This is a genomic window from Hymenobacter monticola (assembly GCF_022811645.1).
Lineage (GTDB): Bacteria > Bacteroidota > Bacteroidia > Cytophagales > Hymenobacteraceae > Hymenobacter > Hymenobacter monticola.
This window is the reverse complement of the sequence record NZ_CP094534.1, coordinates 3,755,984-3,778,626: the sequence shown is the minus strand read 5'-3', so window position 1 is coordinate 3,778,626 and position 22,643 is coordinate 3,755,984. Positions and strand designations below refer to the sequence as shown.

Here is a 22,643-nt window from a genome sequence, read left to right as displayed (position 1 = left end):
GGCGTCCGGGCGGGGGCAAGCCCCGCCCCTACGACGTTTTAACCGCAAAGGCGGCCGAATGGCATAAATCAATAATTAATTGCAACACCGGCGAAAGGATAACCGCTACCGGCCAGCGTGTTTTGCATTCACTAAAATTCATCCTTCTGCAATGCCTCACCCCCGCCTGCTCCTGCCCGCCCTTTGCCTGCTTGGCCTCACCACCTACGCCCAGGCGCCCCTGCCCCAGTGGCACCACCTCGACCCCGCCGACAAGGCCATGGGCATCAGCACCGACCGGGCCTACGAGCTGCTGCGCACGCTGCCGAACAAGCCTAAGGCCCGCCCCATCATCGTGGCCGTCATTGATGGCGGCATCGACACGGCCCACGTCGACCTGCGCCACGTGCTGTGGCACAACCCCAAGGAAATTCCCGCCAACGGCCGCGACGACGACCACAACGGCTACGTCGATGACGTGTTCGGCTGGAATTTCACCGGCGGGGCAGACGGCCGCAATGTCTTTGAAAATCAGAAGGAAGACACCCGCCTCTACGCCCGGCTAAAACCTCTGTACGAGCACAAAACCGCAGCCACGGTGCCGCCCGCCAAGCAGGCCGAGTTCCGCCTCTACGAGCAGGCGAAGAAATCCTACACCACCAACCGCGCCAAGGCAGAAGCGGCCTACCAGCAAGACAGCCAGGAGCTAGCCGGAGACCTGGGCCGGGTTGCAGCGCTCAAAAAAGCCTACGGCGTGGCCGTGCTCGACTCGGGCCTGCTGCATCACCCGCCCACCCTCGCCGATACCGCGCTGACCAAGTTGACCGCTCAGTACTACCGCTGGGTGCGCGGCAAATTCCCCAACCTCGATACGCTGGCCAATCAGTACATCCGCTACAATGCGGGCCTGAAGCGCCGCCTCGATTACGACTACAACCTGGCCTACAACCCGCAGCCGCTGGTGGGCGACCATCCCAACGACCTCACCGAGCGCCACTACGGCAACAACAACCTGCGCACCGACCCACGCGACCACGGCACCGAGCACGGCACGCACTGCACGGGCATCATCGCGGCCGACCGCACCAACAACCTCGGCGTGCGCGGCGTGGCCGAGCAGGTGCGCATCCTGGGGGTGCGGGCCATCCCCAACGGCGACGAGCGCGACAAGGACGTGGCCAACGCCATCCGCTACGCCGTCGACAACGGCGCCAGCATCATCAGCATGAGCTTCGCCAAATACTTCTCGCCCGAGAAAAACATCGTCGACGAGGCCATGCGCTACGCCAACGCCAAAGGCGTGCTGCTGGTGCACGGCGCCGGAAACGACCACCTCAACTACGATTCCATTCCGGCGTTTCCCTCCACCCGCTTCCTCAACGGCCAGACCATTCCGAACCTGATTACGGTGGGCGCCAGCGCCCGCACCAACGACGAGCGCCTGGTGGCCACGTTCTCCAACTACGGCCCCAAAACCGTGGACGTCTTCGCGCCCGGCGTCGATATTATATCGACTTACCCCAACAACCAGTACCATTCGGGCAGTGGCACCAGCATGGCCGCGCCCGTGGTGGCCGGCATCGCGGCCGTGCTCAAGGTCAATTTTCCCCACCTCACCCACGCCGACCTCAAGCGCATCATCCTGGCCTCGGCTGCGCCCGTCCACACCCAAGTGCGCAAGCCCGGCACCAAGCAGCTAGTCGATTTTGCCACGCTTTCGCGCACCGGCGGCATTGTTAATCTGTATGAGGCCGTGCGACTGGCCAGCCTCACTCCCGTTCCCGCGGTTACTGTCAGCGCTAAGGACCGAAGCGGCAAATAATAGCACTGCTTTGGCCCGCTTAAACGCAAACGCGCCGCCGTAGCAACAGGGCTACAGCGGCGCGTTTGCGTTTGGGAAACCGTTACGACTACAGCGTCTTGCGACGGTTTTTCTTGTAGTCCTCGAACACCAGGTGGCCGAGGCCTTTCAGGCCGGAATAGTAGGCCTTGCCTTGGTTCACCTCCGTGAATTCCTCTACGAACTTCTGCAAATACGGGTCGGAGGTAATCATGAAGGTGGTGATGGGAATCTTGACGCGGCGGGCGGCAGCGGCCAGGTTCAGCGTCTTGTTCACCACTTTGCGGTCGAGGCCGAAGGCGTTTTTGTAGTAGCCGTTGCCTTCTTTCAGGCAGGTGGGCTTGCCGTCGGTAATCATGAATATCTGCTTGTTGGGCGTTTTGCGCTTGCGCAGCAGGTCCATGGCTAGTTCCAGGCCGGCCACGGTGTTGGTGTGGTAGGGGCCAACTTGCAGGTAAGGCAAGTCTTTCACCTCAATCTGCCAGGCGTCGTTGCCGAACACGATGACGTCGAGGAAATCCTTGGGGTATTTCTGCTTCACCAGCTCGGCCAGGGCCATGGCCACTTTTTTGGCCGGGGTGATGCGGTCCTCGCCGTAGAGTATCATCGAGTGCGAGATGTCAATCATCAGCACGGTGCTGGTCTGCGACTTGTGCTCGTTTTCGCGCACTTCGAGGTCGCCCTCGGTCAGCATGAAGTTGTCGCCGTCCATGCCGTGGTTGAGCTGGGCGTTGCGGATGGATTCCGACATCTGAATCTGCTCCAGCGAGTCGCCAAAGCGGAATTCGCGCAGGTCGGTGCTTTGCTCGTCGCCCTGCCCGGTGTGGGGCGTGCGGTGGTTGCCGGTGCTGCTTTTCTTCAGCTTGCCGAAAATCTCCTCCAAGGCACTCTTGCGAATGCCTTGCTCGGTTTTGGGCGTAATCTTGAATTCGCCCTTTTCCTGCTCGTTCTCGTCGATGTAGCCCTTCTTTTTGAGGTCATCGATGAAATTGCCCATGCCGTACTGGTCGTCGGTGAGGCCGTACTGCTTGTCAAGCTCATTGAGCCAGGACAGCGCCTCGCCCACGTCGCCGGAGGTGATGGTAACAAGCTGCATAAACAGCTTAAACAACGACTCAAAGCCCTTTTCGGGCTGGTCTTCGGGCACAAAATCGCGGAAGCGGAAGCCAACGGCCATATAATTCTTGTTTCAGGGTAGGACTGCGAAAACAAGCACGGCGCGGGCAATGTTCAATTGAGCACTATGCGGTAAGCTTCTGCTTGTCGAATAGCCCGTTCAAACTGTTCACCTCAACCTACGGCCGGCGCACGCCGGCCATTCATCCCACCCATGAAAGCCGTCTGGAACAACACCGTCATTGCCGAAAGCGACGACACCATCGTGGTCGAAAACAACCACTACTTCCCCGCTGACGCCATCAAAAAAGAGTTTTTTGAGGACAGCATTGCGCACACCACCTGCCCCTGGAAAGGCCGTGCCAGCTACTACTCGCTACGCGTGAACGGCGAGCTGAACAAGGACGCCGCCTGGTACTATCCGGAAGCCAAAGACGCGGCGAAGAATATCGAAGGCCGCGTGGCATTCTGGAAGGGCGTACGGGTGGAGAAGTAGGGCTGCTGAACCCCTAAAGCAGAGCGTTTTGTAATCTACTGTCATCCTGAGCGCAGCGAAGGACCTTCTCACGCTGGAAAGTTTTGACGTGAGAAGGTCCTTCGCTGCGCTCAGGATGACATGTGGTTAAGAAATTGCCACTTAATCCTCCCCCGCAATCACGTCCTCCACGCCTTCTTCGATTTTCTCTTCGGCTTCTTCGCGGTCGTCGGCGTCGGCGGCTTCGAGTTGATTTTCCTGCTCGCGCCAGCCCTCGGGCTCGTAGCTGAGGCGGATGTAAATGGGGTAATGGTCGGAGCCGATGTGGGTGAGGCGCTTGATTTCCTGCAGGCGGAAGTGCGCCGAATGGAACACGTGGTCGAGGGGCCAGCGCAGCAGCTTGTGGTCGGCGTGGAAGGTGGGCAGCAGGCCGCGGCCCACGCGCGGGTCGAGCAGGCGCGAGAGGCGCCGAAACAGCTCGGACGTGTGCGACCAAGCCACGTCGTTGAGGTCGCCGGCCACGATGGTGGGCCCGTCGTGGTGCTGAATGACTTTGCCCACTACCAGCAGTTCGGCGTCGCGGCGCGCGCTGGACTTGGACTCCTGCGGCGCCGGCGGCTTGGGATGCAGGAAGTGCAGGTTGGCCGTGACGCCGCTAGGCAGCTGCACGCAGCCGTGAAACGACGGAATGTCGGGGTCGAGGATGTAGCGAATCTGCGGCTCGATGAGCGGCAGGCGCGAAAACACCAGCATGCCGTAGGTGTTGGGCAGCGGGGCGTGGCAGGTGTAGGGGTAGTCTTTGGTGATGCCCTCCATCTGGCTCAGCCACCAGTCGTCGGTTTCGACGGCCAGCACGATGTCGGGCTGCAAATGGCGCACGTGGCCCAGGCAGCGCGAAGCGTCGCGGTTGTACATCAGCACGTTGGCCACCATCAGGCTGAGGTGGTAGTCGTGGTCGTCGTCGGGGCGGCTGGCGTCGGCCACCTGCTTGCGGTGCAGGGGCGTGTAGGGCCAGATGCGGGCCATCTGGTAAACCACGGCCAGCCCCAGGCTCACCAGAAACCAGGTGTGGCCCGTGCCGCCCATCCCGGGCAGCGTCAGCCCCAAAACGATGCTGAGCAGCAGCCCGGCCACAATCTGCAGGCGCGGAAAGTCGCAGACCCGAATCCACCAGGCCGTTTGGCGCAGGATGGGCAGCAGCGTCGCAATTAGCCCCACGCCTCCAAGTATCCAAACCGCCCAGTGGGCAATGGTTAATAGTATAGAAAGAAAATCGGGCATGAAAAGCAGTTGGGTGGGATTGGGAAAGGAGTTGTTTTTAAGGGCCGACCTACCGGGCGCAGCCGAGGCATCTCACCGCGAAAACCCAATTACTTGTGCACGCGAGATGCCTCGGCTCTGCTCGGCATGACGTGCTTTTTTATGTTTGGTTGGCCTTTCCGCCTATACATCGTCCTGAAACCCGCCCTTGCGCAACTCTTCGATGGTGCGCATCACCCGGTCTTTCATCGTGGTGCGGTACTTCTCCAGCGCATCGTTCAGGCGGGCGTTGTTCAGGGCCAGCATCTGAATGGCCAGGATGGCGGCGTTCGCGGCGTTGTCGAGGCCCACGGTGGCCACGGGCGTGCCGGCCGGCATCTGAATCATGCTCAGAATGGAATCGAGCCCCTGAATGGACAGCGAGCTGTTGATGGGCACCCCGATGACGGGCAGCGTGGTGAAGGCCGCCACCATCCCGGGCAGGTGGGCTGCCCCTCCCCCGCCACAGATGAGCACGCGCAGGCCGCGCTTGCGGGCGCTTTCGGCGTATTCGACCATGCGGTGGGGCGTGCGGTGGGGCGAGACGAGGGTGATGTCGTAGGGCACGTTGAACTGCCGGAGCAGGTCGGCGGCGGCCGACATGATTTTCAGGTCCGACTTCGAACCCATGATGATGCCCACAATGGGGTTTTCAGTAAGCGGACGGTCGGTGTCATTGCCGCCCGCGGCGGCAGCAGAGTCGGGATTCATATAATCGGGAAGCGGAAAAATGCAGCATTGTACGGCCCTGGCCGCTTTGCGGCGCCGTTGAAGCGGCAAAATAGGGCATTTCCGGCCGGTTCGGCCCATTCCCTACCTTTGCGCGCATGGAAATTCTGCTCGCCACATTCACCACCCTGTTTTCCATCGTCAATCCGTTCAGTGCGATGCCGGTTTTCCTCACCCTCACGGCTGATGACCGCGCCTCGGAGCGGGCGCGCACGGCGCTGCGGGCCTGCATCTACATGGTGGCCGTGCTGAGCGTGGCGTTTTTCGGCGGGCAGTACATCCTTAACTTCTTCGGCATCAATATCCAGCATCTGCGCATTGCAGGCGGCATTCTGCTCATGCGCTCGGCCTTCGAGCTGCTCACCCCCGGCGCCAACCGCGACCGGGTGGGCCCCGACGCCCTCGAAGAAAGCAAGCACAAAGACGACATCAGCTTCACGCCGCTGGCCATGCCCATGCTCTCCGGGCCGGGCTCCATGGCCATTTGCATCGGCCTCATCCGCCCCACCTACGTCGATAAGGCCCTGACCGTGTTAGGCTTTGCGCTGGTAGCCTTTGCGGCCTTTCTCATCCTGCTTTTTTCGTTGCGCCTCACGCGGGTACTGGGCAAGCCCGGCATGGCGGCCATGGCGCGCATCATGGGCTTTATCACGCTGGCCATCGGGGTCAATTTCCTCGCTTCGGCCGTGGCGGCGCTGTTTCCAGGGCTTACGCGGTAGTACGTCAACCTCACCCCCGGCCCCTCTCCTCAGGGAGAGGAGAGCCAGCCGATTTTCACCAGGGGCAAGACCGGTGACCTCTCTTTTTTGGAGAGGGGGTCAGGGGTGAAGTCCGCGGGGAGGGCGAAGCGCCTACACAATCAGCTTATACCCAATGCCCCGAATGTTCACAATCTGCACTTGCGGGTCGTCTTTAAGGCAGCGGCGGAGGCGGGTGATGAACACGTCGAGGCTGCGGCCGTTGAAAAATGAGTCGTCGCCCCACAGCTCTTTCAGTACCGTGTTGCGCTCCAATACCTGGTTGCGCTGGTCGTAGAGGCGCTTGAGCAGCTCGGCTTCGCGGTTGGTGAGAGTTTCTTCGTGGGCATCGAGGCGGAGCCTTTGCTTGGGGTAGTCGAACTGGTAGCGGCCGAGGGCCAGCGGGCCGGCAGGTGCGGGCGCCGCCACGGGCTGCCGCGCCAGCTGCGCCCGAATGCGCACAATCAGCTCATCCATACTGAAGGGCTTTTTCAGGTAGTCGTTGCCGCCCAATTCGAAGCCGCGCACCACGTCGGCCGTTTGGGAGCGGGCGGTGAGGAAGAGGATGGGCACCGTGGCGTTTTCGTGCCGAATCTGTTCGGCCAGCGAGAAGCCGTCGAGCTTGGGCATCATCACGTCGGCCACCACCATGTCGGGGCACTGCTGCCGGAACTCGCGCAGACCAGCCTCGCCATCGGCGGCCAGCCGCACACTAAAGCCGCGGCTTTCGAGGCTGTCTTTGACGATGAGGCCTAAGGAAGGCTCGTCTTCGATGAGGAGGATATTGGGCATAAAGCTAACGCGGGAAACCTCACCCCCGGCCCCTCTCCCGCGGAGAGGGGAGCCACGGCGGCGCAGAAAAAATCATGTTTGAAACTTTAAAACTCGTCTGGCACCCCTCTCCGCGGGAGAGGGGCCGGGGGTGAGGTCCCACACTAGGCCTCACCCCTGCGGAATCCAAACCTCAAACCGGCTCCCCCGCCCCGGCTCGCTCTGTACCGAGATACGGCCCCCGTGGCGTTCCACCACCTGCCGCACGTAGTACAAGCCCAGGCCGAAGCCCTTCACGTTGTGCAGGTTGCCAGTGGGCACGCGGAAGAACTGGTCGAAAATAGCCGCCTGGTAGCCGGGGGCAATGCCGGGGCCGTCGTCGGCCACGCTCAGGTGCCAGCCGGGAGCGTCCTGCCGGCTGCGGATGGTGATGGCCACGGCCGCGCCGGAGTACTTGATGGCGTTGTCGATGAGGTTGTTGACGACGTTGCCCATGTGCAGCGGGTCTACCTGCACCGGGCCGGCGGGGGCCACCTGCACGTCGAAGGTGACCGGCTTGGTGGCTTGCAACTGGTGTCGGGCCACAATTTCAGCCACCAGCTCGCCGGGCAGCACGGGTTCAGGACGCAGCGCCAGCGGCTGGCGCTCATCGGCGGCGATGTTGAGCACTTTCTCCACCAAGTCGGACAGGCGCTGCAGCTCGGTGCGCGAGATGCTGAGGTAGGTTTGGGTTTTGGCGGGGTCATTCAAGGCGCCGAAGTTTTGCAGGGCTTCCACGGCCGCCGACACCGTGGCCAGGGGCGTTTTCAGTTCGTGCGTCATGTTGTTGATGAAATCGTTTTTGACGTCGGAGAGCTTCTTCTGCCGCAAAATCGTGCTCAGCATCAGCCAAAAGCAGCCGGTGGTGAGGGCCAGCAGCAACATCGACCCGGTCAGCAGCCCGCCCATTGCCCGCAGGATGTAGGAGGTGGGCGGCTGGAACGAGGCGCGCACGTACAACTCCTGAAATGGATTAAGGGAAACGGGTGGGGTCTTGACTGTGTAGCCGGCCCGCGCAGGCATGCGGTCGAGGGCCGCGGCCGGGCTTGCACCGGTCCGGCGCAGCGGCAGGCTCAGCGTATCGAGCACGAGCGTGGCATCGGCGCCGCGAAGGCGCAGTTCGCGGTGGTAGTCGGCGGTCAGCTGGCGCAGGTTCACGGGTTTGCTACCGGCCCAGTTGTTGATAATCAACCGGGAAAGCTTCCGCACCAGGGTGTCGGAAGTGCCCGGCCGGGCTGCCCCAGGCACGCCGAGGCGCTGCACCCGAATTTCCTTTATGTTGCTCAAATCCATATCGGAAGGCATGTCAGTAGTGCCTACTGCGCGCTGCACCAGCACGTCGGGACGAGAATTTCGCGCGGTGTCATCGCCTTTGCCCTGCCGCACCACCATGCGGTTGAAATGCCCCTCGTCGTCGGTATTTTGAAACACCATGATGCGGCTTTTGGAGCCTCCCTCGCGGTCGACAAATTGCCGGGCCATGCCCAACTGATGGCTTTGCACCACGGTAGTCAGGGCTTCGCGCGCGGTGCGGGCAAACTGGCTGGCCGTGAGTTGGTAGGTGTTGTAGAGCCAGTAGCCCTGAAAGCCGTTGATGCCCAGCATGCACGCCACCATGAGACCGAAAATGGAGCGAATGCGGCGTTTCATAAAGCAGGATTGACCGGAAGATTTCGACCCGACAAAAGTACATGCTTCAACCGCTGTCCTGGCCCCGTTAACACTATTTAACACAGAATAACAGTAGTTTACAAAAGAATACCGGTGCTTTGTAGCGTTCAATCAACCCTGCCTAACACCCATGAAAAACCCTGCAAAAAACCTGACCCTCGCCCTCACGCTCGGCCTGCTGGCCACCGGCGCCGCTCTGGCCCAGACCAGCGGCCGCATCAGCTACGAAGCCACCCAGCGCGTCGACCTCAGCAAGGTGCACATCATGGTGAACGGCCAGCAGCTCAAGCCCGGCAGCCCCGACTTTCCCACCGACATTCCCGAAACCCGCTCCTTCGGCTTGAACCTGAGCTTCGCGGGCGACGCGGCCAAGGAGGAACGCGAGGGCGGCGGCATGACCATGCGCACCGTGACGATGAACAGCATCGGCGGCGACGGCCCGGCCAGCGCGCCCCAGGTCACCAACTACGCCCGGCCCTTCGGGGAAGTCACCTACCTCGACCTGGCCCACCGCGCCACCACCACGGTGCTCACCGTGAAGAAGGACAACGCCCCCACCGCCTACCGCGCCGATGCCCCCGTGGCGGCACCCACCGGCTGGAACATCAGCAGCCAAACCAAGAAAATAGCCGGCTACACCTGCCGCAAGGCCACGGTGCCCTACAAAAAAGAAACCTATACCGTGTGGTTCACCACCGACCTGCCCTTTACCTACTCGCCAGTGCGCGACCTGACGCCCGATAAAGGCGTGGTGCTGGCCCTGGAAAGCGAGCAGGAGCAATACCGCGCCGCCAAAGTGGACCTAAAGCCCGTGCCCGCCGCCGAAGTGCAGCCCGTGGCCACGGCCCAGAAAGTGACACCCGCCGAGCTGAAAGACCTGCGTGAAAAAGCCCTGGCCGATTTCCGTCAGAAGATGATGGAAGGCGGCGGAATGCGTTTCAACCGCAATTAGGCCGGCCATGCGTTTGCTTTTCTTACTGAGTTTGCTGCTCGGGCTGGCCGCCGCCAGCCGGGGCCAAACAACTGCGCCCGCCCCGCCCCGCCCGGGCCAGGGGAGCATCAGCGGCACGCTGGCCGACTCGGCCACCGGCAAGCCACTGCGCGAAGCGTCGGTGTCGCTGACGCTGGCGCGGGATTCGAGCTACGTCACGTTCGGCATTACCGATGGCGACGGGCATTTTGTGCTCCGCGATGTGGCACTGGGGCGCTACGTGGTGCAGGTATCGGCGCTGGGCTACCGCATGCGGCGCGTGCCGGTAGCCGTCACGGCTGCGGCCCCTGCTCCCACTGTGGGCACCCTGCGCCTGGGCGCCCTCAGCCAGAAGCTGGGCGAGGTGGTGGTAACCCAGGAGCGCGCCCCGGTGAGCGTGAGCGGCGACACCATTGCTTTCAATGCCAACTCCTTCAAAACCCAGCCCAACGCGGCGGTGGAATCATTGCTGAAAAAGCTGCCGGGCGTGGAAGTGGACCGCGACGGCAGCATCCGCGCGCAGGGCCAGGCGGTGAACCGCGTGCTCGTGGATGGCAAGCCCTTCTTCGGCGACGACCCCAAAATGGCCACCAAAAACCTGCCCGCCGACATCATCGACAAGGTGCAGCTCTACGACCAGCAGAGCGACCAGTCCTCGTTTTCGGGCATCGACGACGGCAACCGCCAGCGCACCCTCAACCTTGTGACGAAGCGAGATAAGCGCAAGGGCTACTTCGGCACCAACGGCGCCGGCGCCGGCACCGATGGCCGCTACCAGGCCCGCCTCGGCCTGAACCGCTTCAACAACGGCCGCCAGATTTCGGCCCTGGCCCAGGCCAACAACCTCAATCAGCAAGGCTTTGCCGACGAAGGCGGCCCGGCCGCCGCCAGCTTTGGGCCTGCGGGCGGCGGGCCCAGCGGCGGGGGCGCTGTTATGCGGATGGGCGGTGGGGGCCGTCAAAATGCCCTTGGCAGCAACAGCTCCCAGCCCACCAGCATCACCGAAAGCGGCGCCGTGGGCCTCAACTACCGCGACGCCTGGGGCAAGCGCGCCGAAGTAGCCACCAGCTACCTCGCCAGCCGCGCCACCGTGACGACGGACCAGCAGTTGCGCCGCGAGAACGTGGCCGGCCTGACCGGAACCGAAGCCGGCCCGCCCCTCGTCACCAACCAAAACCTATTCAACCGCAGCACCACCCGCAGCCACCGCTTCAACATGCGGCTTGATTACGTGCTCGATTCGCTCACCTCGCTGCGCCTCACGCCCTACGCCTGGTGGCAGGGTAACGACCTGGCCCGCCAAAACAGCCAGCAGTCCAGCCTCGGCGGGCGCTTGCTCAACCAGGGCCTGAACGGCTACACGTCGGCCTTCACCAACCCCAACGCCGGCGGCAATTTCCTGCTGATGCGCCGCTTCGGCAAGCCTGGTCGCTCAGCATCGGCCAACCTCACCTCGACGCTGAGCGACCAGGACGCCACGGCATTCAACCAAGCCACCAACACGTTTTTCGATGCCGGCGGGCTGCCCACCGTGCAGCGGCTCAACCAGCGGATTGAGCAGGCCACACCCACGCGCAGCAACGTGCTGAGCTTGTCGTACGTGGAGCCGCTGAGCTTGCGCACCCGGCTCGAAACACATTACGCCTTCACCGACTCGCGCAACGATGGGCGCCGCCTTACCACCGATTTTAATGAAGCCAGCCAGCAGTACGACTTGCTGAACCCCGGGCTGAGCAACGAGTTCACCAGCCGCTTTCAGGCCAACCGGGCGGGGCTCACGCTGCAGAAAAAGCGCCTGCGCTACACGGTGGGCCTGGGCCTCGACGCCCAACAGGCCGATTTGCGGGTGCGCAACCTCTCGGCAGACACTACCGTGGACCGTCGCTTCACCACGCTGTTGCCCAATGCCTTGTTTACCTACAACGGCAGCCGCAGCCGCTCGCTGCGCCTCAACTACCGCACCCGCCTCAACGCGCCCACCGCCGCCCAGCTCCAGCCTGTGCGCGACAACTCCAACCCGCTCAGCATCCAGGCCGGCAACCCCAACCTGCGGCCCGAATACGTGCAGGCCCTGTCGGCCAATTTCTCGCAGTTTAACGCCACCACCAACCGCAGCGTGTTTGCCGTGCTTAGCGCCAGCCGCGTCGACGACCGTATCGTGTCGGCCACCAGCTTCAGCCCCCGCGGCGTGCAAACCACCCGCCCCGTAAACGCCGACGGCTTCTACAGTGTGAACGGGTTTTTCTCGCTCGGCCAGCGCTTGCCCACCCACAAAATCAACCTCAACCTGACCACCAATACCAGCTTCACCAAGTCGCCCAGCTTCGTAAATGGCACGCTGAACACTAGCCGCACCTGGAGCCTGGGCCAGGGTGCCAGCGCCAATTCGGCCTTCAACGAGCAACTCGAATTCGGCCTCAGCGCCAACGTCACCTACCAAAACGCCCGCTACTCCCGCCTCACTGAGCAAAACACCGACTACCTCACCCAGACGCTCACGGCCGATATTTTCTACCAGCTCCCCGCCCGCTTTGTGCTCACCTCCGACCTATGGCTGAGCAACAACACCGGCCGCGCCGCCGGCTACAACCAGCGCGTGGTGCTCTGGAACGTCGGCCTGGCCCGCCAGTTTTTGGCCAACAAGCAAGGCGAGCTCAAGCTGCAAGCCTACGACGTGCTCAACCAAAACCGCAGCGTGGTCCGCAACACCACCGAAACCTACGTGGAGGACGTGCGCAGCCGCATTTTGCAGCGGTATTTCCTGCTGAGCTTCACCTATAATCTGCGGCAGTTTGGAAAGTAGGATTTGGCAAAAAAGCCTTAATCAGCGCGCAACAAAGTCATATTACGTGCTTCGTTTACCTCTCCTCTCCTTTGAAAGAGGGGGCCGGGGGGTGAAGCCCTACGCCCGAACAAAACCCTTCACGTGAGAAAGCAATGTTTATGATATATCATAAATACTGCTTTACCTTTGCGCTCCATGCTGAGCTCTATCATCTTTTACTCGCTCGATAAGGCCATTCGCAGCTACCGGCGCATGGCCCAGGCCAATATCGACCGGGCCGGTCTCGGCATCACCGTGGACCAGTGGCTGGTGCTGCGGGTGCTGCTGGAGCACAACGACCTCACCCAACAGGACATCGCCGAGCGGGTGTTCAAGGACCAGGCTTCGGTGGCGCGCATGCTGGCCCTGCTCGTCAAGCGCGGGTTGCTGTCAGCCATTCCGCTGCCCCACGACGGCCGCCGCACCCAACTCCGGGTGAGCGAGCAGGGCCACCGCATGCTCGACGCTGTGCAGCCCATCGTGCTCGACAACCGGGCCGTGGCCCTGGCCGGCGTCAGCGAAGAGGAACTCGCGGTGCTGCGACAACTGCTGGAGCGCATCGCCCTGAATTGCGCTCCGGCCACCAACTGATACAGCTGATTCGCAGTTGGTCGTTTGCCGGTCCGACGCCCTAGGCGTCCGACCGGTCGGATGTCAGAAATCATCGACCGAAGTTGAGCGAGCGGCGACCGGTCGGACGCCCAGGGCGTCGGACCGGCAAACGACTGCTTACCCAATAGCTACAATCTTTTAACCCGACCGCCAACACTGGAATGCGGCAGAATTTTTCGTTTCGAAGCAACCTTAATGATATGTCATAATCTTTTGCTCGATTGAGCAAAGCTGCTTTCCAACCTCACCTTTTTTCTGCAAACCTTTTTCTGCTTTTCTATATGAAAAACTCACTTTTTTCAGCTTCTCTCCTGCTGCTGGCGACGAGTTTGCTTGCCAACACCAATCAGGCGCAAGCCCAAGCGCCCACCGACGTGCGCGGCGCCGTTCAAAGTGCCGGCAACAGCCCCATCGAATTTGCGACGGTGACTCTGCACCGGGCCAAGGATTCGACGGTGGTGAAAACCGAGTTTAGCGACGCCAAGGGGCTTTTTCAGTTTGAGCGGGCCGCGGCGGGGCGCTACCTCGTATCGGCGGCGCAGGTGGGCTTTGAGCGGCGGTGGTCGCAGCCGTTTGAGGCTAATGGGCAACCCGTGGAGTTACCGGCCCTGACGCTGGCCACCAGCGCCGCCACGCAACTCAAGGAGGTGAAAGTGGTGGGCCAGAAGCCGCTGTATGAGCGCGAAGCCGACCGCACCATCGTGAACGTGGAGGGCTCGACGCTGGCGGCCGGCAACACTTCGCTGGATGTGCTGCGCCGGTCGCCGGGCGTGACCGTGGACGGCAACGACAACCTGGCCCTACGCGGCCGTCAGGGCGTGCTAGTGCTCATCGACGGCAAGCGCCAGCCCATGACGGGCACCGAGCTGGCCGAGTACCTGCGCGCCCTGCCCGCCGAGCAGCTCAAAAGCATCGAGCTGATTACCAACCCGCCGGCCAAATATGACGCCCAGGGCGGCGCCGGCATCATCGCCATCAATCTCAAAAAAGACCAACGCCTGGGCTCCAACGGTACCCTGAACCTGACCTACGGCCGGGGCGAATACAACCGCTACACCGGCGGCCTGAGCCTCAACCACCGCGAGAAAAACCTGAACCTATTCGGCTCTTACAACTACGCCAACCGCTCTTTTCTGAACCTGCTGACGATTCACCGAGACTTCTACGGCCCCTCGACCGCGGGCAGCCGCCAGCTCATCAGCACCTCGGACCAGGACAATAGCCAGCCCGTGACGGCGCGCTCGCACAGCTGGCGCGGCGGGCTCGATTACAACCTCTCCGAGAAAACCACGGTGGGGGCTGTGGTGAGTGGCCTCAGCAACCGCAATACCCCCAAGGGCACCAACCAATCGGTGGTGTACGACCTGCTGCGCAACCAGGTACAGCGGTATAATTCCACCAACACTGGCGAGAATCATCTCGAAAACTTCGCCGGCAACCTCAACTTCCGGCACACCTTCGCCAACGCTGCCGGGCCGCAGGAGCTCACGGCCGATGCCGACTACGCCCGCTACCGCAGCACCCGCGACCAGTTGCTGCAAACCTATTTTGTGGGCGAGCCGGCGCTGGCCAACCGCTTGGACCAGGACGGGCGGCTGGCCATTCAATCGGTGAAGGCCGACTATACGCAGGCGCTCAGCAAGGAGCTGCGGCTCGACGTGGGCGCCAAAGCCAGCCTGGTGACGGCCGACAATGACCTTCAGAATTTCACCAACGGGCAGCTGGATTTGAACCGCTCAAACCGCTTTCGCTACGACGAGAACATCAACGCAGGCTATCTGAACCTGAACTACAGCCAGCCCAAGCTGACGCTGCAAGTGGGCCTGCGCGGTGAGCAAACCCGCGCCACGGGCCGGCAGGACCGCGAGGTGGAATACCAGAACTTCGAGCGCAACTACTTCCAGCTGTTTCCGAGCGCCGCCATCAAGCGCCAGCTCACGGAAAACCACGAACTGGCCATGTCGCTGAGCCGGCGCATCGACCGGCCGGGCTACCAGCAGCTCAACCCCTTCCGCCAGCTCATCGACCGCACCACCTCGGGCAGCGGCAACCCCAACCTGCTGCCCCAAACCAGCTACAACGTGGAGCTGACCCACACCTTCAAGCAGAAGTACAGCCTGGGCCTGAGCTACAGCCGCACCAGCGACCCCATCATCAACACGGTAGAGCCCGAGTCGCAAAGCACGGTGGTTTCGACCTTCCGCAACCTCGACCTGCAGCACTACTACGCCCTCACCCTGACGGCCCCGGTGGACATTACCAAATGGTGGAAGACTTATAACAACGCCGTGCTGTATTACAACCGCTTCGAGGGCGCCGTGGCGGGCACCAACCTTGACCGCGGCGGCGCGACCCTGAACCTGACCTCGAACCACACCTTCACCTTCGGCAAAGGCTGGGGCGCCGAGCTGAACGGCAGCTACGATTCGCGGCAAGTGGAAGGCTTCTTTGTGCAGCGGCCTAACGGCGAACTGAGCGCCGGGGTGCAAAAGAGCCTGTGGGACCGCAAAGGCACCCTGAAACTGGCCGTGAACGACATCTTCTTCACGCGAATTGGCCGCGTAACGTCCACTTATGACAACTACGTGGAGCGCTTCGTGATGCAGCGCGACACGCGCTTCGTCAACCTGACCTTCGGCTACCGTTTCGGTAACGAGAAGCTGGCGCCCACGAAGCGCCGTAGCGGCGGGGCCGAGGACGAGAAGCGCCGCGCGGGTTAGCAGGGTTAAATAGCTGATTTGACCGTCAAGCCGAGCGTAGCCGAGGTATCTCGCGTGTAGTAATGAAGTTGGAGCATGAAAATGCACTAACTTCATTATTGCATATGAACGTCAAATCAGTTTTTCTGCCCTTCCTGCTTTTACTCGTCGGGTGTGGTTCCGAATCGACCGCTACCTCAAAGGATAAGATGTACCGGACCGTCTTCTATTTTCAAAACGGGAGCGACAGTGAGTCAGAAGTTACCTTAAAAATCAGGAGTTCTGACAGCACTGTCTTTGAAGGGCCAGTCACGTTCAATAACCTTCCTGACTCATGGGACGAAAGGGATATAAAACGAACCTTAGATAGTCAACACATTAGCATTGTCAACAAAGGCAATGGGGTCCGGCTCGACACGGTAGTCACCAGCACTGACACCCTGACCCATGTGTTTCTTTCGTACCACTGCCACATATTGACTCATCAGGATTCCGTTCGATTGCGGGGCAGTGCTCACAGTCCGGAAGAGCTGCAGGAGCTTTATAAGATGTTTTCCGAACCTAGCCGTTTCTCTGTCTTAGTCATGTCTGGCAAAATTTCGATTCCATAGCGGCGCATCTCCGGGCAGTCGTGGTACCGGAAGTACCTTTGCGCCTTCTATGCTGAAAAACGACCTTTTCCTCCGTGCTGCCCGTGGCGAAGCCACCGAGCGCACGCCTGTTTGGCTGATGCGCCAGGCCGGCCGCATCCTACCCGAATACCGCGCCCTGCGCGCCCGCCTCTCCGGCTTTAAAGAGCTGGTGGAAACGCCCGAGCTGGCCGCCGAAGTCACCATCCAGCCCATCGACGCGCTGGACGTGGACGCCGCCATCATCTTCTCCGACATCCTGGTGGTGCCCGACGCCATGGGCCTGCGCTACGAAATGGTGGAAGCCCGCGGCCCCCTGTTCCCGGAAACCATCAAGTCTGCCGCCGACATCGACAAGCTCCGCATCCCCGACCCGGAGGAAGGCCTCGGCTACGTGCTCGAAGCCCTGCGCATCACCAAAAAAGCCCTTAATGGCCGCGTGCCCCTCATCGGCTTCGCCGGCGCCCCCTGGACGCTGCTGGCCTACATGGTGGAAGGCCACGGCTCCAAAACCTTCAGCAAAGCCCGCGGCATGCTCTACCGCGAGCCCGCCCTGGCCCACCAGCTGCTGGCCAAAATAACCGCCACCACCATTGCCTACCTGAAAGCCCAGGTAGCGGCCGGGGCCCAGGTGGTGCAGATTTTTGATTCCTGGGCCGGCACCCTGCCGCCCGCGCACTACACGGAGTTTTCGGCCCGCTACATCGCCGAAATCACCGAAGCCCTGGCCCCGCTCGTGCCCGTCACGGTGTTTGCCAAAGGCGCCTGGTGGGCCGTGCCGGAGTTTGCCGCCACCGCCTGCCGCACCATCGGCCTCGACTGGAACCAGGACCCGGCCCAGGTGCGCCAGCAGGCCGGCAACAAAACCCTGCAAGGCAACCTCGACCCCTGCGCCCTCTACGGCACCCGCGAGCAGGTGAAAGCGGCTACCGAAACCATGCTGCGCCAGTTTGCCGGCGGCCCCCACATCGCCAACCTCGGCCACGGCGTGTATCCGGATACCGACCCCGACAATGTCCGCGTGTTCGTGGACACGGTGAAGGGCTGGCGGGGGTAATGAAAGACCTTGTTGCTAGCAACTCTCTTCTAATCAAATACTGGTTAGAGTTCACTGCGCCTGCAAATCATGGACTTGGCATAGGTGTGACTGCTTATAGTATTGAAGATGCTGAAAGCCTTGTTTCAAAGATGCTGTTCGCGAACGGTCAAATCCCAGCGTTTCGATACCGTATAATTCAAAATCTTGATGAGCTTGAGCAGAACCATGTGCTGCCCAACATTGGGCTTATAAGCTTTCGAGGTATTTGGTTTCCCAAGCATCCTCCCGAAAATTACTAACATTATGGCCACCACCTTCAGCCCCGTCTTTTACCTCACGCTAGCCCTGCTGCTGGCGCTGTTGGTGTTCATGTGGCGCTGGTACCTGCGCCGGTCCGAGCGCTCGACCGTCGAAACCGTGATGGTGGTGCTCGTGACGCTGGGTAGTCTTTCGCCCCTGTTTTTTCTGGCTTATCTGATGCTGTTCCGGCACTAAAACTTAGCCCCCGCAGAACGATGTAGAGACGCATATTTGCGTCTCGTCGTTGAACAATGATAGCAGCACAAAACCAAATGGCGCGACCGACGAGACGCAAATATGCGTCTCTACATCGTTCAACTATATTCCTTTCCACTCCATGGACGTAAAAGACAGCAACGGCACCCTGCTCGCCGAAGGCGACGCCGTTACCCTCATCAAAGACCTCAAGGTAAAAGGCTCCTCGCTTACCCTCAAGCGTGGCACACTGGTCAAGAATATACGCCTCACCAACAGCCCCGCCGAGATTGAAGGCCGCGCCGGCGGCAGCACCATGGTGCTCAAAACCGAGTTTCTGAAGAAAGCCTAGTGCCGAGGCTTCCCCTAGTTTTCCTGCTCGGCCTGCTGGGCCTAGCCCCGATGGCGTGGGCTCAGCCCCGCGCGCAGATTCTCCTTAAGGTGGAGCCCGGCAGCAAGCATTTCTGGTGCCGCTACACCCTGCGGCTGCCCGCCGGAGCGGCCCCCGCCCCCGTGCTGCTGAATTTGAACCGAAGCTTTCGGGTACTGTCGGTACGCAGCCCGCGAGCGCGGCAGGTGGTCACGAAGCCCTACTGGTACGCGGGTTTTCAGGATACGCTGCAGGGCATCACGCTACATTACCCGCCCGGCAACCAGCAGCCCCACCGCATCACCGTCACCTACGAAGGCACCCTGACGGCCCGGTATGCCACCGAGCACGTGCTGGAATTCAGCCGAAACACCGTTTGGGTGCCCTTCTTGCCCTACAAAGAAGACGAACTGACGAAATACGAGCTGGAGGTGCAGGCGCCCGCCGGCTACGACGTGGTGAGCACCCGGCCGCCGGCCGCCCACCGCAGCGGGCGCTTCACGTTTCGGGGCGCCACCTCCGCCATCGAGCCCACCGCGCTGATATCCCGCGATTTCCAGCGCCTGGCATCCTCAGCGCCCGGGCCACCCGTCGCGGTAGTGAAAGCCGGCCCCCTACTCCCGGCCGATACCGTGCTGCTGACCAAAGCCACGGACATTGTGGCTTTCTACAACCAGAGCATTGGCCGGCGCGATGCCATTCCGCGCTTCACGGTGCTGCTGCCCGGCACCAACCGCAACGCCGCCGGCCTGCTCGACAACGCCGTGGACATCACCTACTCGGACTTCGATGTGCGCAAACGCGACGAGCTGCTGATTCTGGCGCATGAAATCAGCCACAAGTGGTGGGCCTACGGCTCCGTCAGCAGCTACGAGGAGTGGCTTAACGAGGCTTTTGCCACTTATTCCAGCCTGCTCTACCTGCAAGCCAGCGGCGATACCACCGGCTTTCGGTTGGAACTAGACACCCGGCTCAAAGCGGCCGTTGGCGCCCCCGGGATTATCGGTTTCGACCGTAGCAAATTCGACTACCCCACTACCCGCCGCGTGGTGTATGCCAAGGGCACGGCCGTGCTGCACGCCCTGCACACCCGCGTGGGCAACGATAAGTTCACCAGCATCCTGGCCGCCACCGCCGCACAAAAAACCGCCACCACCGAAGCCTTCCTCACTACAGTAGGCCAGGAAGCCGGACCCGAAACCCAGCGCTGGCTCCGCGACCTGCTCACCCGCTAACGCCCCAAGCCGCGCTTCGGCTGACCTCTTCAACGCCCCATCATCATGCCCACGGAGCAGGAAAAAATGCTGGCCGGCGAGTTCTACGCCGCCTTCGACCCCGAGCTACTGGCGGCGCGCACCCGCGCCAAGCGCCTCCTGCACCGCCTCAACGTCACGGAATACCTCGTCACGGATGCGTCCCGCAAAATTCTGGCCGAGCTCATTCCCCACACCGGCCGCAACCTGTGGGTGGAGCCACCCTTCCACTGCGACTACGGCAGCCACATCTACTGCGGCGACAACGTGTATTTCAACGTGAATTGTGTGGTGCTCGACGCTGCGCGCGTCACTATTGGCTCCAACGTGCTGTTCGGCCCCGGCGTGCAGCTTTACGCCGCCACCCACCCGCTCGACGCCGCCGTGCGCCGCAGCCTGGAGCTGGCCCTTCCCATCAGCATCGGCGACGACTGCTGGCTTGGCGGCGGCACCATTGTGTGCCCCGGCGTGAGTATCGGCGCGGGCTGCGTCATCGGGGCGGGCTCGGTGGTCACGAAGGACATTCCGCCCTACTCGCTGGCCGTGGGCAACCCGGCGCGGGTGGTGAGGAGCATCGCCAACTACAATTAACTTTGGCTAGGCACAGCCCTAGCAGCCTCACATACACAAAAAATCCAAATCCTCTAAAGATGAAGCTCAACCGTTTTTTTAATTCGGTTTTGTCGGTTGCTAAAGGGCTGTTTGTAGTAGTATTGCTGTTGGCGGAGCTGATGAGTGGAGGTTTTTTGGGTGAGCCAGCAAAAAAACATTCACCCTGGAATAGAGTCTGGCAAATCCTTTTTTGCTGCTCTTTAGCAGCCTTTTTAATCTGGCGGTTTAACGTACAATCAAATTAGCTCCGCTTCCCGGGCTTCTGCCAGCCGCCGCTGTTTCTGCACGGGCATCACGCCCACCTGCTTGCACACCAGCCCGCTGCCCAGGTTGGCCAGCGCCGCCGTGAAGGCCGCCGCCCCGCACCGAGCACGATGGTGCTTTGCAGACGCGCTTACCCGCACGATAGCAGCAGCGGCAACGACGTTGGGCCGGCATTGATTTTCTACGACCTACTTTAGCCAACCAAGGTCCCCTTCCACTTTTCAGCCCGTTCTTAATGTTCGCTCAAGTACCCGTTCAAATGGTCCGCACCTGCGTCGCACTGGCTTTAAGCGCGGCCCTTGTCGGATGTGGCAAACACGAAGAAGCCGCCGCACCGACGACCACGTTCACCGGAAAAGTAGTGCTCCACGACGAAGCCGGCGCCTTGCTGCCCGACCACAGCGGCACCGTTATCAGCCTCTACGATGCCCCCGCTACCAGTACCACAACCGACGCCGACGGCAGCTTTTCCCTTGCAAATGTTGCGGCCGGTGCCCACCGTTTGCAGATTTATAAGTCGGTCGGAACCGTTAGCTACGGCACCTACTACACCGACGAAATCGCGACCACAGCGGCTACCTACCTCCTGCCCCAAACCGTTCACCTCGGCCGCAGGCTGCTGGGCCCCCAAAACTATTACGACATCACCTACCGCAGCGACAACGCAAACAAGCGCTTAATTGTGAGCGGAGTGCGCAAAACAACCATTACCACCGATACCCGAGCCCTTTACCACCGGGTTTTTCTCGACCTGCCGGTTGGCTACGACGGCGGGCTGGACCTATCCAGCTTCAAATTCTCCAGGCTTTACCGCAACAACTTGACGACCGGCTTTTCCGACACCATCCCTTTTTCCGTCCTTACGGCCCAAAACGTCCGCCCGTACGTCACCATGGTTGTGCTGAATGACAACCCCAGGACGGATTCCTGCATCGCACCCTTCATCAGCACCTTCCCGAACGGGAAGACCGTCCGATTTGCCCGCTCGTACCCATCGGCAGGCGGCTTTACGGGTTATACCAACGTGACTTGGGGCCGATAGCCGGCCCGGCCCGCGCCATCTCGCGCAATCTTATCAAGTAAAAGGCCCCTGGCAGAGTTCTGCCGGGGGCCTTTGCTGTAATTCAACCAGCCGCTGTCACAGTAGCCCTGCTTCCCGGGCTTCTTCCAGCAGCCGCTGTTTCTGCACGGGCACCACGCCCACTTGCTCGCACACCAGCCCACCGCCCAGGTTGGCCAGCGCCGCCGTGAAGGCCGCCGGCCGCCCCAGCGCCACGCACAGCGCCGCGATGCTGATGACGGTATCACCCGCGCCCGACACATCAGAAATAGTGCGTAGGTGGGCCGGCAGGTAGGTTTTCTGCCCTTGCTGCTGCGCAAATACGCCGTATTCCGACAGTGTCACCAGCACGATTTCCGGCGTGAGTACCTCCTGCAACCGCGCTACCGCGGCCTCGAAGCCGGGGCGGTCGGCCACCGGGTCGCCAAATTCCAGCTTCAGGCCCTCGCGCAGCTCTTTCAGGTTGGGCTTGAACAGGGTGCAGTGACGGTAGGCCAGGAAGTTATTCTTTTTGGGGTCGACCACCGTTGGGATGCCGCGCTGCCGGGCCCGGGCAATGCACTCGGTAATAATGGATTCGCTGAGCACGCCCTTGTCGTAATCTTCAAACACCACCACGTCGGCGCGGGCCAGCAGGTCGTCGTAGGCCGAGAGCAGCTGGGCGCTTTCGTCGGTGTTCAGGTCGGTTTCCACTTCCGAGTCGATGCGCAGCAGCTGCTGGCCCTGGGCCAGGATGCGCTGCTTCACCGTGGTGGGCCGCTGGGCGCTGCGCAGGATGCCATCGGCGGGCAGGCCGCTCTCGTGCAGCAGCTGCAGCAATTGGTCGCCGCCCGCGTCGGTACCAATTACGGCGCACAGCAGCGGCGTGGCGCCGAGGGCCTGCACGTTGAGGGCCACGTTGGCGGCCCCGCCGAGGCGGTTTTCGGTTCGGGCCACGTGCACCACCGGCACCGGCGCCTCGGGCGAGAGGCGCGTGGCGCGGCCCCACACGTAAGCATCCACCATCACGTCGCCGATGATGAGGACGCGCAGCTTGTTGAAGTCGTTGAACAGCGTTTGCAGGGAGGAATCAGATGTAGGCAAGCTCAAAGCAAAAGGCTGTCATCCTGAGCGCAGCGAAGGACCTTATCCCGTTTGAAGCAATAATTACTGCAAACTGT

21 protein-coding genes are annotated in these 22,643 nt (G+C 61.7%); 15 read left to right on the top strand and 6 right to left on the bottom strand.

Translation table 11 applies throughout. The features are described from left to right. The first annotated feature begins 151 nt into the window (after nt 1–151). Complete coding sequence (locus MTP16_RS15585) at nt 152–1,801, top strand: S8 family serine peptidase (RefSeq protein ID WP_243511352.1); 1,650 nt, start codon at nt 152–154, stop codon at nt 1,799–1,801. 88 nt (nt 1,802–1,889) lie between these two features. Here the strand turns inward: MTP16_RS15585 and MTP16_RS15580 are convergent, their stop codons facing one another. Continuing rightward, nucleotides 1,890–2,996: a vWA domain-containing protein gene (locus MTP16_RS15580; RefSeq protein WP_243511348.1), complete on the bottom strand. Its 1,107-nt coding sequence runs from the start codon at nt 2,994–2,996 to the stop codon at nt 1,890–1,892. Between the two features lie 153 nt (nt 2,997–3,149). Between MTP16_RS15580 and MTP16_RS15575 the strand changes: the two genes are divergently transcribed. Beyond that, a complete protein-coding gene (locus MTP16_RS15575) occupies nt 3,150–3,431 on the top strand; it encodes a DUF427 domain-containing protein (RefSeq protein ID WP_243511345.1) in 282 nt (93 codons plus the stop codon). A gap of 141 nt (nt 3,432–3,572) precedes the next feature. On the opposite strand, the gene MTP16_RS15570 is transcribed toward MTP16_RS15575, so the two are convergent. Next, nucleotides 3,573–4,691, bottom strand: a complete 1,119-nt coding sequence (locus MTP16_RS15570) for an endonuclease/exonuclease/phosphatase family protein (protein WP_243511342.1) — start codon at nt 4,689–4,691, stop codon at nt 3,573–3,575. A 162-nt stretch (nt 4,692–4,853) separates the two neighbouring features. Next, entirely contained in the window at nt 4,854–5,339 is a 486-nt protein-coding gene (gene purE, locus MTP16_RS15565) for a 5-(carboxyamino)imidazole ribonucleotide mutase (RefSeq protein ID WP_243520066.1), read from the bottom strand. A 197-nt stretch (nt 5,340–5,536) separates the two neighbouring features. Here purE and MTP16_RS15560 point away from each other — a divergent pair, with 197 nt between their 5' ends. Beyond that, the gene (locus MTP16_RS15560; protein ID WP_243511339.1) at nt 5,537–6,157 is read left to right on the top strand and encodes a MarC family protein; all 621 of its coding nucleotides are present in this window, start codon (nt 5,537–5,539) and stop codon (nt 6,155–6,157) included. Nucleotides 6,158–6,289: 132 nt separating this feature from the next. On the opposite strand, the gene MTP16_RS15555 is transcribed toward MTP16_RS15560, so the two are convergent. Continuing rightward, nucleotides 6,290–6,967, bottom strand: a complete 678-nt coding sequence (locus MTP16_RS15555; protein WP_243511336.1) for a response regulator transcription factor — start codon at nt 6,965–6,967, stop codon at nt 6,290–6,292. 150 nt (nt 6,968–7,117) lie between these two features. Further along, nucleotides 7,118–8,635 carry a sensor histidine kinase gene (locus tag MTP16_RS15550; protein WP_243511333.1) on the bottom strand — a complete coding sequence of 506 codons (1,518 nt, stop codon included), beginning with the start codon at nt 8,633–8,635 and terminating at the stop codon, nt 7,118–7,120. 151 nt (nt 8,636–8,786) lie between these two features. Here MTP16_RS15550 and MTP16_RS15545 point away from each other — a divergent pair, with 151 nt between their 5' ends. The 12 genes from MTP16_RS15545 (at nt 8,787) to MTP16_RS15490 (ending at nt 21,465) form a co-directional block, all read left to right on the top strand. After that, nucleotides 8,787–9,608 carry a GLPGLI family protein gene (locus MTP16_RS15545; RefSeq protein ID WP_243511331.1) on the top strand — a complete coding sequence of 274 codons (822 nt, stop codon included), beginning with the start codon at nt 8,787–8,789 and terminating at the stop codon, nt 9,606–9,608. Between the two features lie 7 nt (nt 9,609–9,615). Then, nucleotides 9,616–12,429, top strand: coding sequence for an outer membrane beta-barrel family protein (locus tag MTP16_RS15540; protein ID WP_243511328.1), 2,814 nt, complete (start codon nt 9,616–9,618; stop codon nt 12,427–12,429). Nucleotides 12,430–12,606: 177 nt separating this feature from the next. Continuing rightward, the gene (locus tag MTP16_RS15535; RefSeq protein ID WP_243511326.1) at nt 12,607–13,041 is read left to right on the top strand and encodes a MarR family winged helix-turn-helix transcriptional regulator; all 435 of its coding nucleotides are present in this window, start codon (nt 12,607–12,609) and stop codon (nt 13,039–13,041) included. A gap of 302 nt (nt 13,042–13,343) precedes the next feature. Continuing rightward, nucleotides 13,344–15,782, top strand: coding sequence for a TonB-dependent receptor (locus MTP16_RS15530; protein WP_243511323.1), 2,439 nt, complete (start codon nt 13,344–13,346; stop codon nt 15,780–15,782). Nucleotides 15,783–16,421: 639 nt separating this feature from the next. Continuing rightward, the gene (gene hemE, locus MTP16_RS15525) at nt 16,422–17,447 is read left to right on the top strand and encodes a uroporphyrinogen decarboxylase (RefSeq protein WP_243511320.1); all 1,026 of its coding nucleotides are present in this window, start codon (nt 16,422–16,424) and stop codon (nt 17,445–17,447) included. After that, nucleotides 17,447–17,728: a hypothetical protein gene (locus MTP16_RS15520; RefSeq protein WP_243511317.1), complete on the top strand. Its 282-nt coding sequence runs from the start codon at nt 17,447–17,449 to the stop codon at nt 17,726–17,728. The genes hemE and MTP16_RS15520 overlap by 1 nt, the downstream gene beginning before the upstream one ends. A 4-nt stretch (nt 17,729–17,732) precedes the next feature. Next, complete coding sequence (locus tag MTP16_RS15515; RefSeq protein ID WP_243511314.1) at nt 17,733–17,924, top strand: hypothetical protein; 192 nt, start codon at nt 17,733–17,735, stop codon at nt 17,922–17,924. A 142-nt stretch (nt 17,925–18,066) separates the two neighbouring features. Then, nucleotides 18,067–18,276: a zinc ribbon domain-containing protein YjdM gene (locus tag MTP16_RS15510; protein ID WP_243511311.1), complete on the top strand. Its 210-nt coding sequence runs from the start codon at nt 18,067–18,069 to the stop codon at nt 18,274–18,276. After that, nucleotides 18,276–19,529 carry a M1 family aminopeptidase gene (locus MTP16_RS15505; RefSeq protein WP_243511309.1) on the top strand — a complete coding sequence of 418 codons (1,254 nt, stop codon included), beginning with the start codon at nt 18,276–18,278 and terminating at the stop codon, nt 19,527–19,529. Before MTP16_RS15510 ends, MTP16_RS15505 begins: the two co-directional genes overlap by 1 nt. A gap of 45 nt (nt 19,530–19,574) precedes the next feature. Continuing rightward, on the top strand, nt 19,575–20,138 hold the full coding sequence (locus tag MTP16_RS15500) for a sugar O-acetyltransferase (RefSeq protein WP_243511307.1): 564 nt from the start codon (nt 19,575–19,577) through the stop codon (nt 20,136–20,138). 59 nt (nt 20,139–20,197) lie between these two features. Next, the gene (locus MTP16_RS15495; RefSeq protein ID WP_243511305.1) at nt 20,198–20,404 is read left to right on the top strand and encodes a hypothetical protein; all 207 of its coding nucleotides are present in this window, start codon (nt 20,198–20,200) and stop codon (nt 20,402–20,404) included. Between the two features lie 278 nt (nt 20,405–20,682). After that, the gene (locus MTP16_RS15490) at nt 20,683–21,465 is read left to right on the top strand and encodes a carboxypeptidase-like regulatory domain-containing protein (protein ID WP_243511303.1); all 783 of its coding nucleotides are present in this window, start codon (nt 20,683–20,685) and stop codon (nt 21,463–21,465) included. A gap of 96 nt (nt 21,466–21,561) precedes the next feature. On the opposite strand, the gene MTP16_RS15485 is transcribed toward MTP16_RS15490, so the two are convergent. Then, nucleotides 21,562–22,566, bottom strand: a complete 1,005-nt coding sequence (locus tag MTP16_RS15485; RefSeq protein WP_243511301.1) for a bifunctional heptose 7-phosphate kinase/heptose 1-phosphate adenyltransferase — start codon at nt 22,564–22,566, stop codon at nt 21,562–21,564. Between the last annotated feature and the right edge of the window lie 77 nt (nt 22,567–22,643).

Excerpts from the sequence above, each read along its gene's own strand:
- MTP16_RS15570 (WP_243511342.1), bottom strand. The coding sequence starts at position 4,691 with ATGCCCGATTTTCTTTCTATACTATTAACCATTGCCCACTGGGCGGTT.
- MTP16_RS15550 (WP_243511333.1), bottom strand. The coding sequence starts at position 8,635 with ATGAAACGCCGCATTCGCTCCATTTTCGGTCTCATGGTGGCGTGCATG.
- MTP16_RS15495 (WP_243511305.1), top strand. The coding sequence starts at position 20,198 with ATGAAGCTCAACCGTTTTTTTAATTCGGTTTTGTCGGTTGCTAAAGGG.
- MTP16_RS15580 (WP_243511348.1), bottom strand. The coding sequence starts at position 2,996 with ATGGCCGTTGGCTTCCGCTTCCGCGATTTTGTGCCCGAAGACCAGCCC.
- MTP16_RS15545 (WP_243511331.1), top strand. The coding sequence starts at position 8,787 with ATGAAAAACCCTGCAAAAAACCTGACCCTCGCCCTCACGCTCGGCCTG.
- MTP16_RS15560 (WP_243511339.1), top strand. The coding sequence starts at position 5,537 with ATGGAAATTCTGCTCGCCACATTCACCACCCTGTTTTCCATCGTCAAT.
- MTP16_RS15515 (WP_243511314.1), top strand. The coding sequence starts at position 17,733 with ATGGCCACCACCTTCAGCCCCGTCTTTTACCTCACGCTAGCCCTGCTG.
- MTP16_RS15510 (WP_243511311.1), top strand. The coding sequence starts at position 18,067 with ATGGACGTAAAAGACAGCAACGGCACCCTGCTCGCCGAAGGCGACGCC.
- MTP16_RS15585 (WP_243511352.1), top strand. The coding sequence starts at position 152 with ATGCCTCACCCCCGCCTGCTCCTGCCCGCCCTTTGCCTGCTTGGCCTC.
- MTP16_RS15540 (WP_243511328.1), top strand. The coding sequence starts at position 9,616 with ATGCGTTTGCTTTTCTTACTGAGTTTGCTGCTCGGGCTGGCCGCCGCC.
- MTP16_RS15575 (WP_243511345.1), top strand. The coding sequence starts at position 3,150 with ATGAAAGCCGTCTGGAACAACACCGTCATTGCCGAAAGCGACGACACC.
- hemE (WP_243511320.1), top strand. The coding sequence starts at position 16,422 with ATGCTGAAAAACGACCTTTTCCTCCGTGCTGCCCGTGGCGAAGCCACC.
- MTP16_RS15555 (WP_243511336.1), bottom strand. The coding sequence starts at position 6,967 with ATGCCCAATATCCTCCTCATCGAAGACGAGCCTTCCTTAGGCCTCATC.
- purE (WP_243520066.1), bottom strand. The coding sequence starts at position 5,339 with ATGGGTTCGAAGTCGGACCTGAAAATCATGTCGGCCGCCGCCGACCTG.
- MTP16_RS15500 (WP_243511307.1), top strand. The coding sequence starts at position 19,575 with ATGCCCACGGAGCAGGAAAAAATGCTGGCCGGCGAGTTCTACGCCGCC.
- MTP16_RS15530 (WP_243511323.1), top strand. The coding sequence starts at position 13,344 with ATGAAAAACTCACTTTTTTCAGCTTCTCTCCTGCTGCTGGCGACGAGT.
- MTP16_RS15535 (WP_243511326.1), top strand. The coding sequence starts at position 12,607 with ATGCTGAGCTCTATCATCTTTTACTCGCTCGATAAGGCCATTCGCAGC.
- MTP16_RS15520 (WP_243511317.1), top strand. The coding sequence starts at position 17,447 with ATGAAAGACCTTGTTGCTAGCAACTCTCTTCTAATCAAATACTGGTTA.
- MTP16_RS15490 (WP_243511303.1), top strand. The coding sequence starts at position 20,683 with ATGGTCCGCACCTGCGTCGCACTGGCTTTAAGCGCGGCCCTTGTCGGA.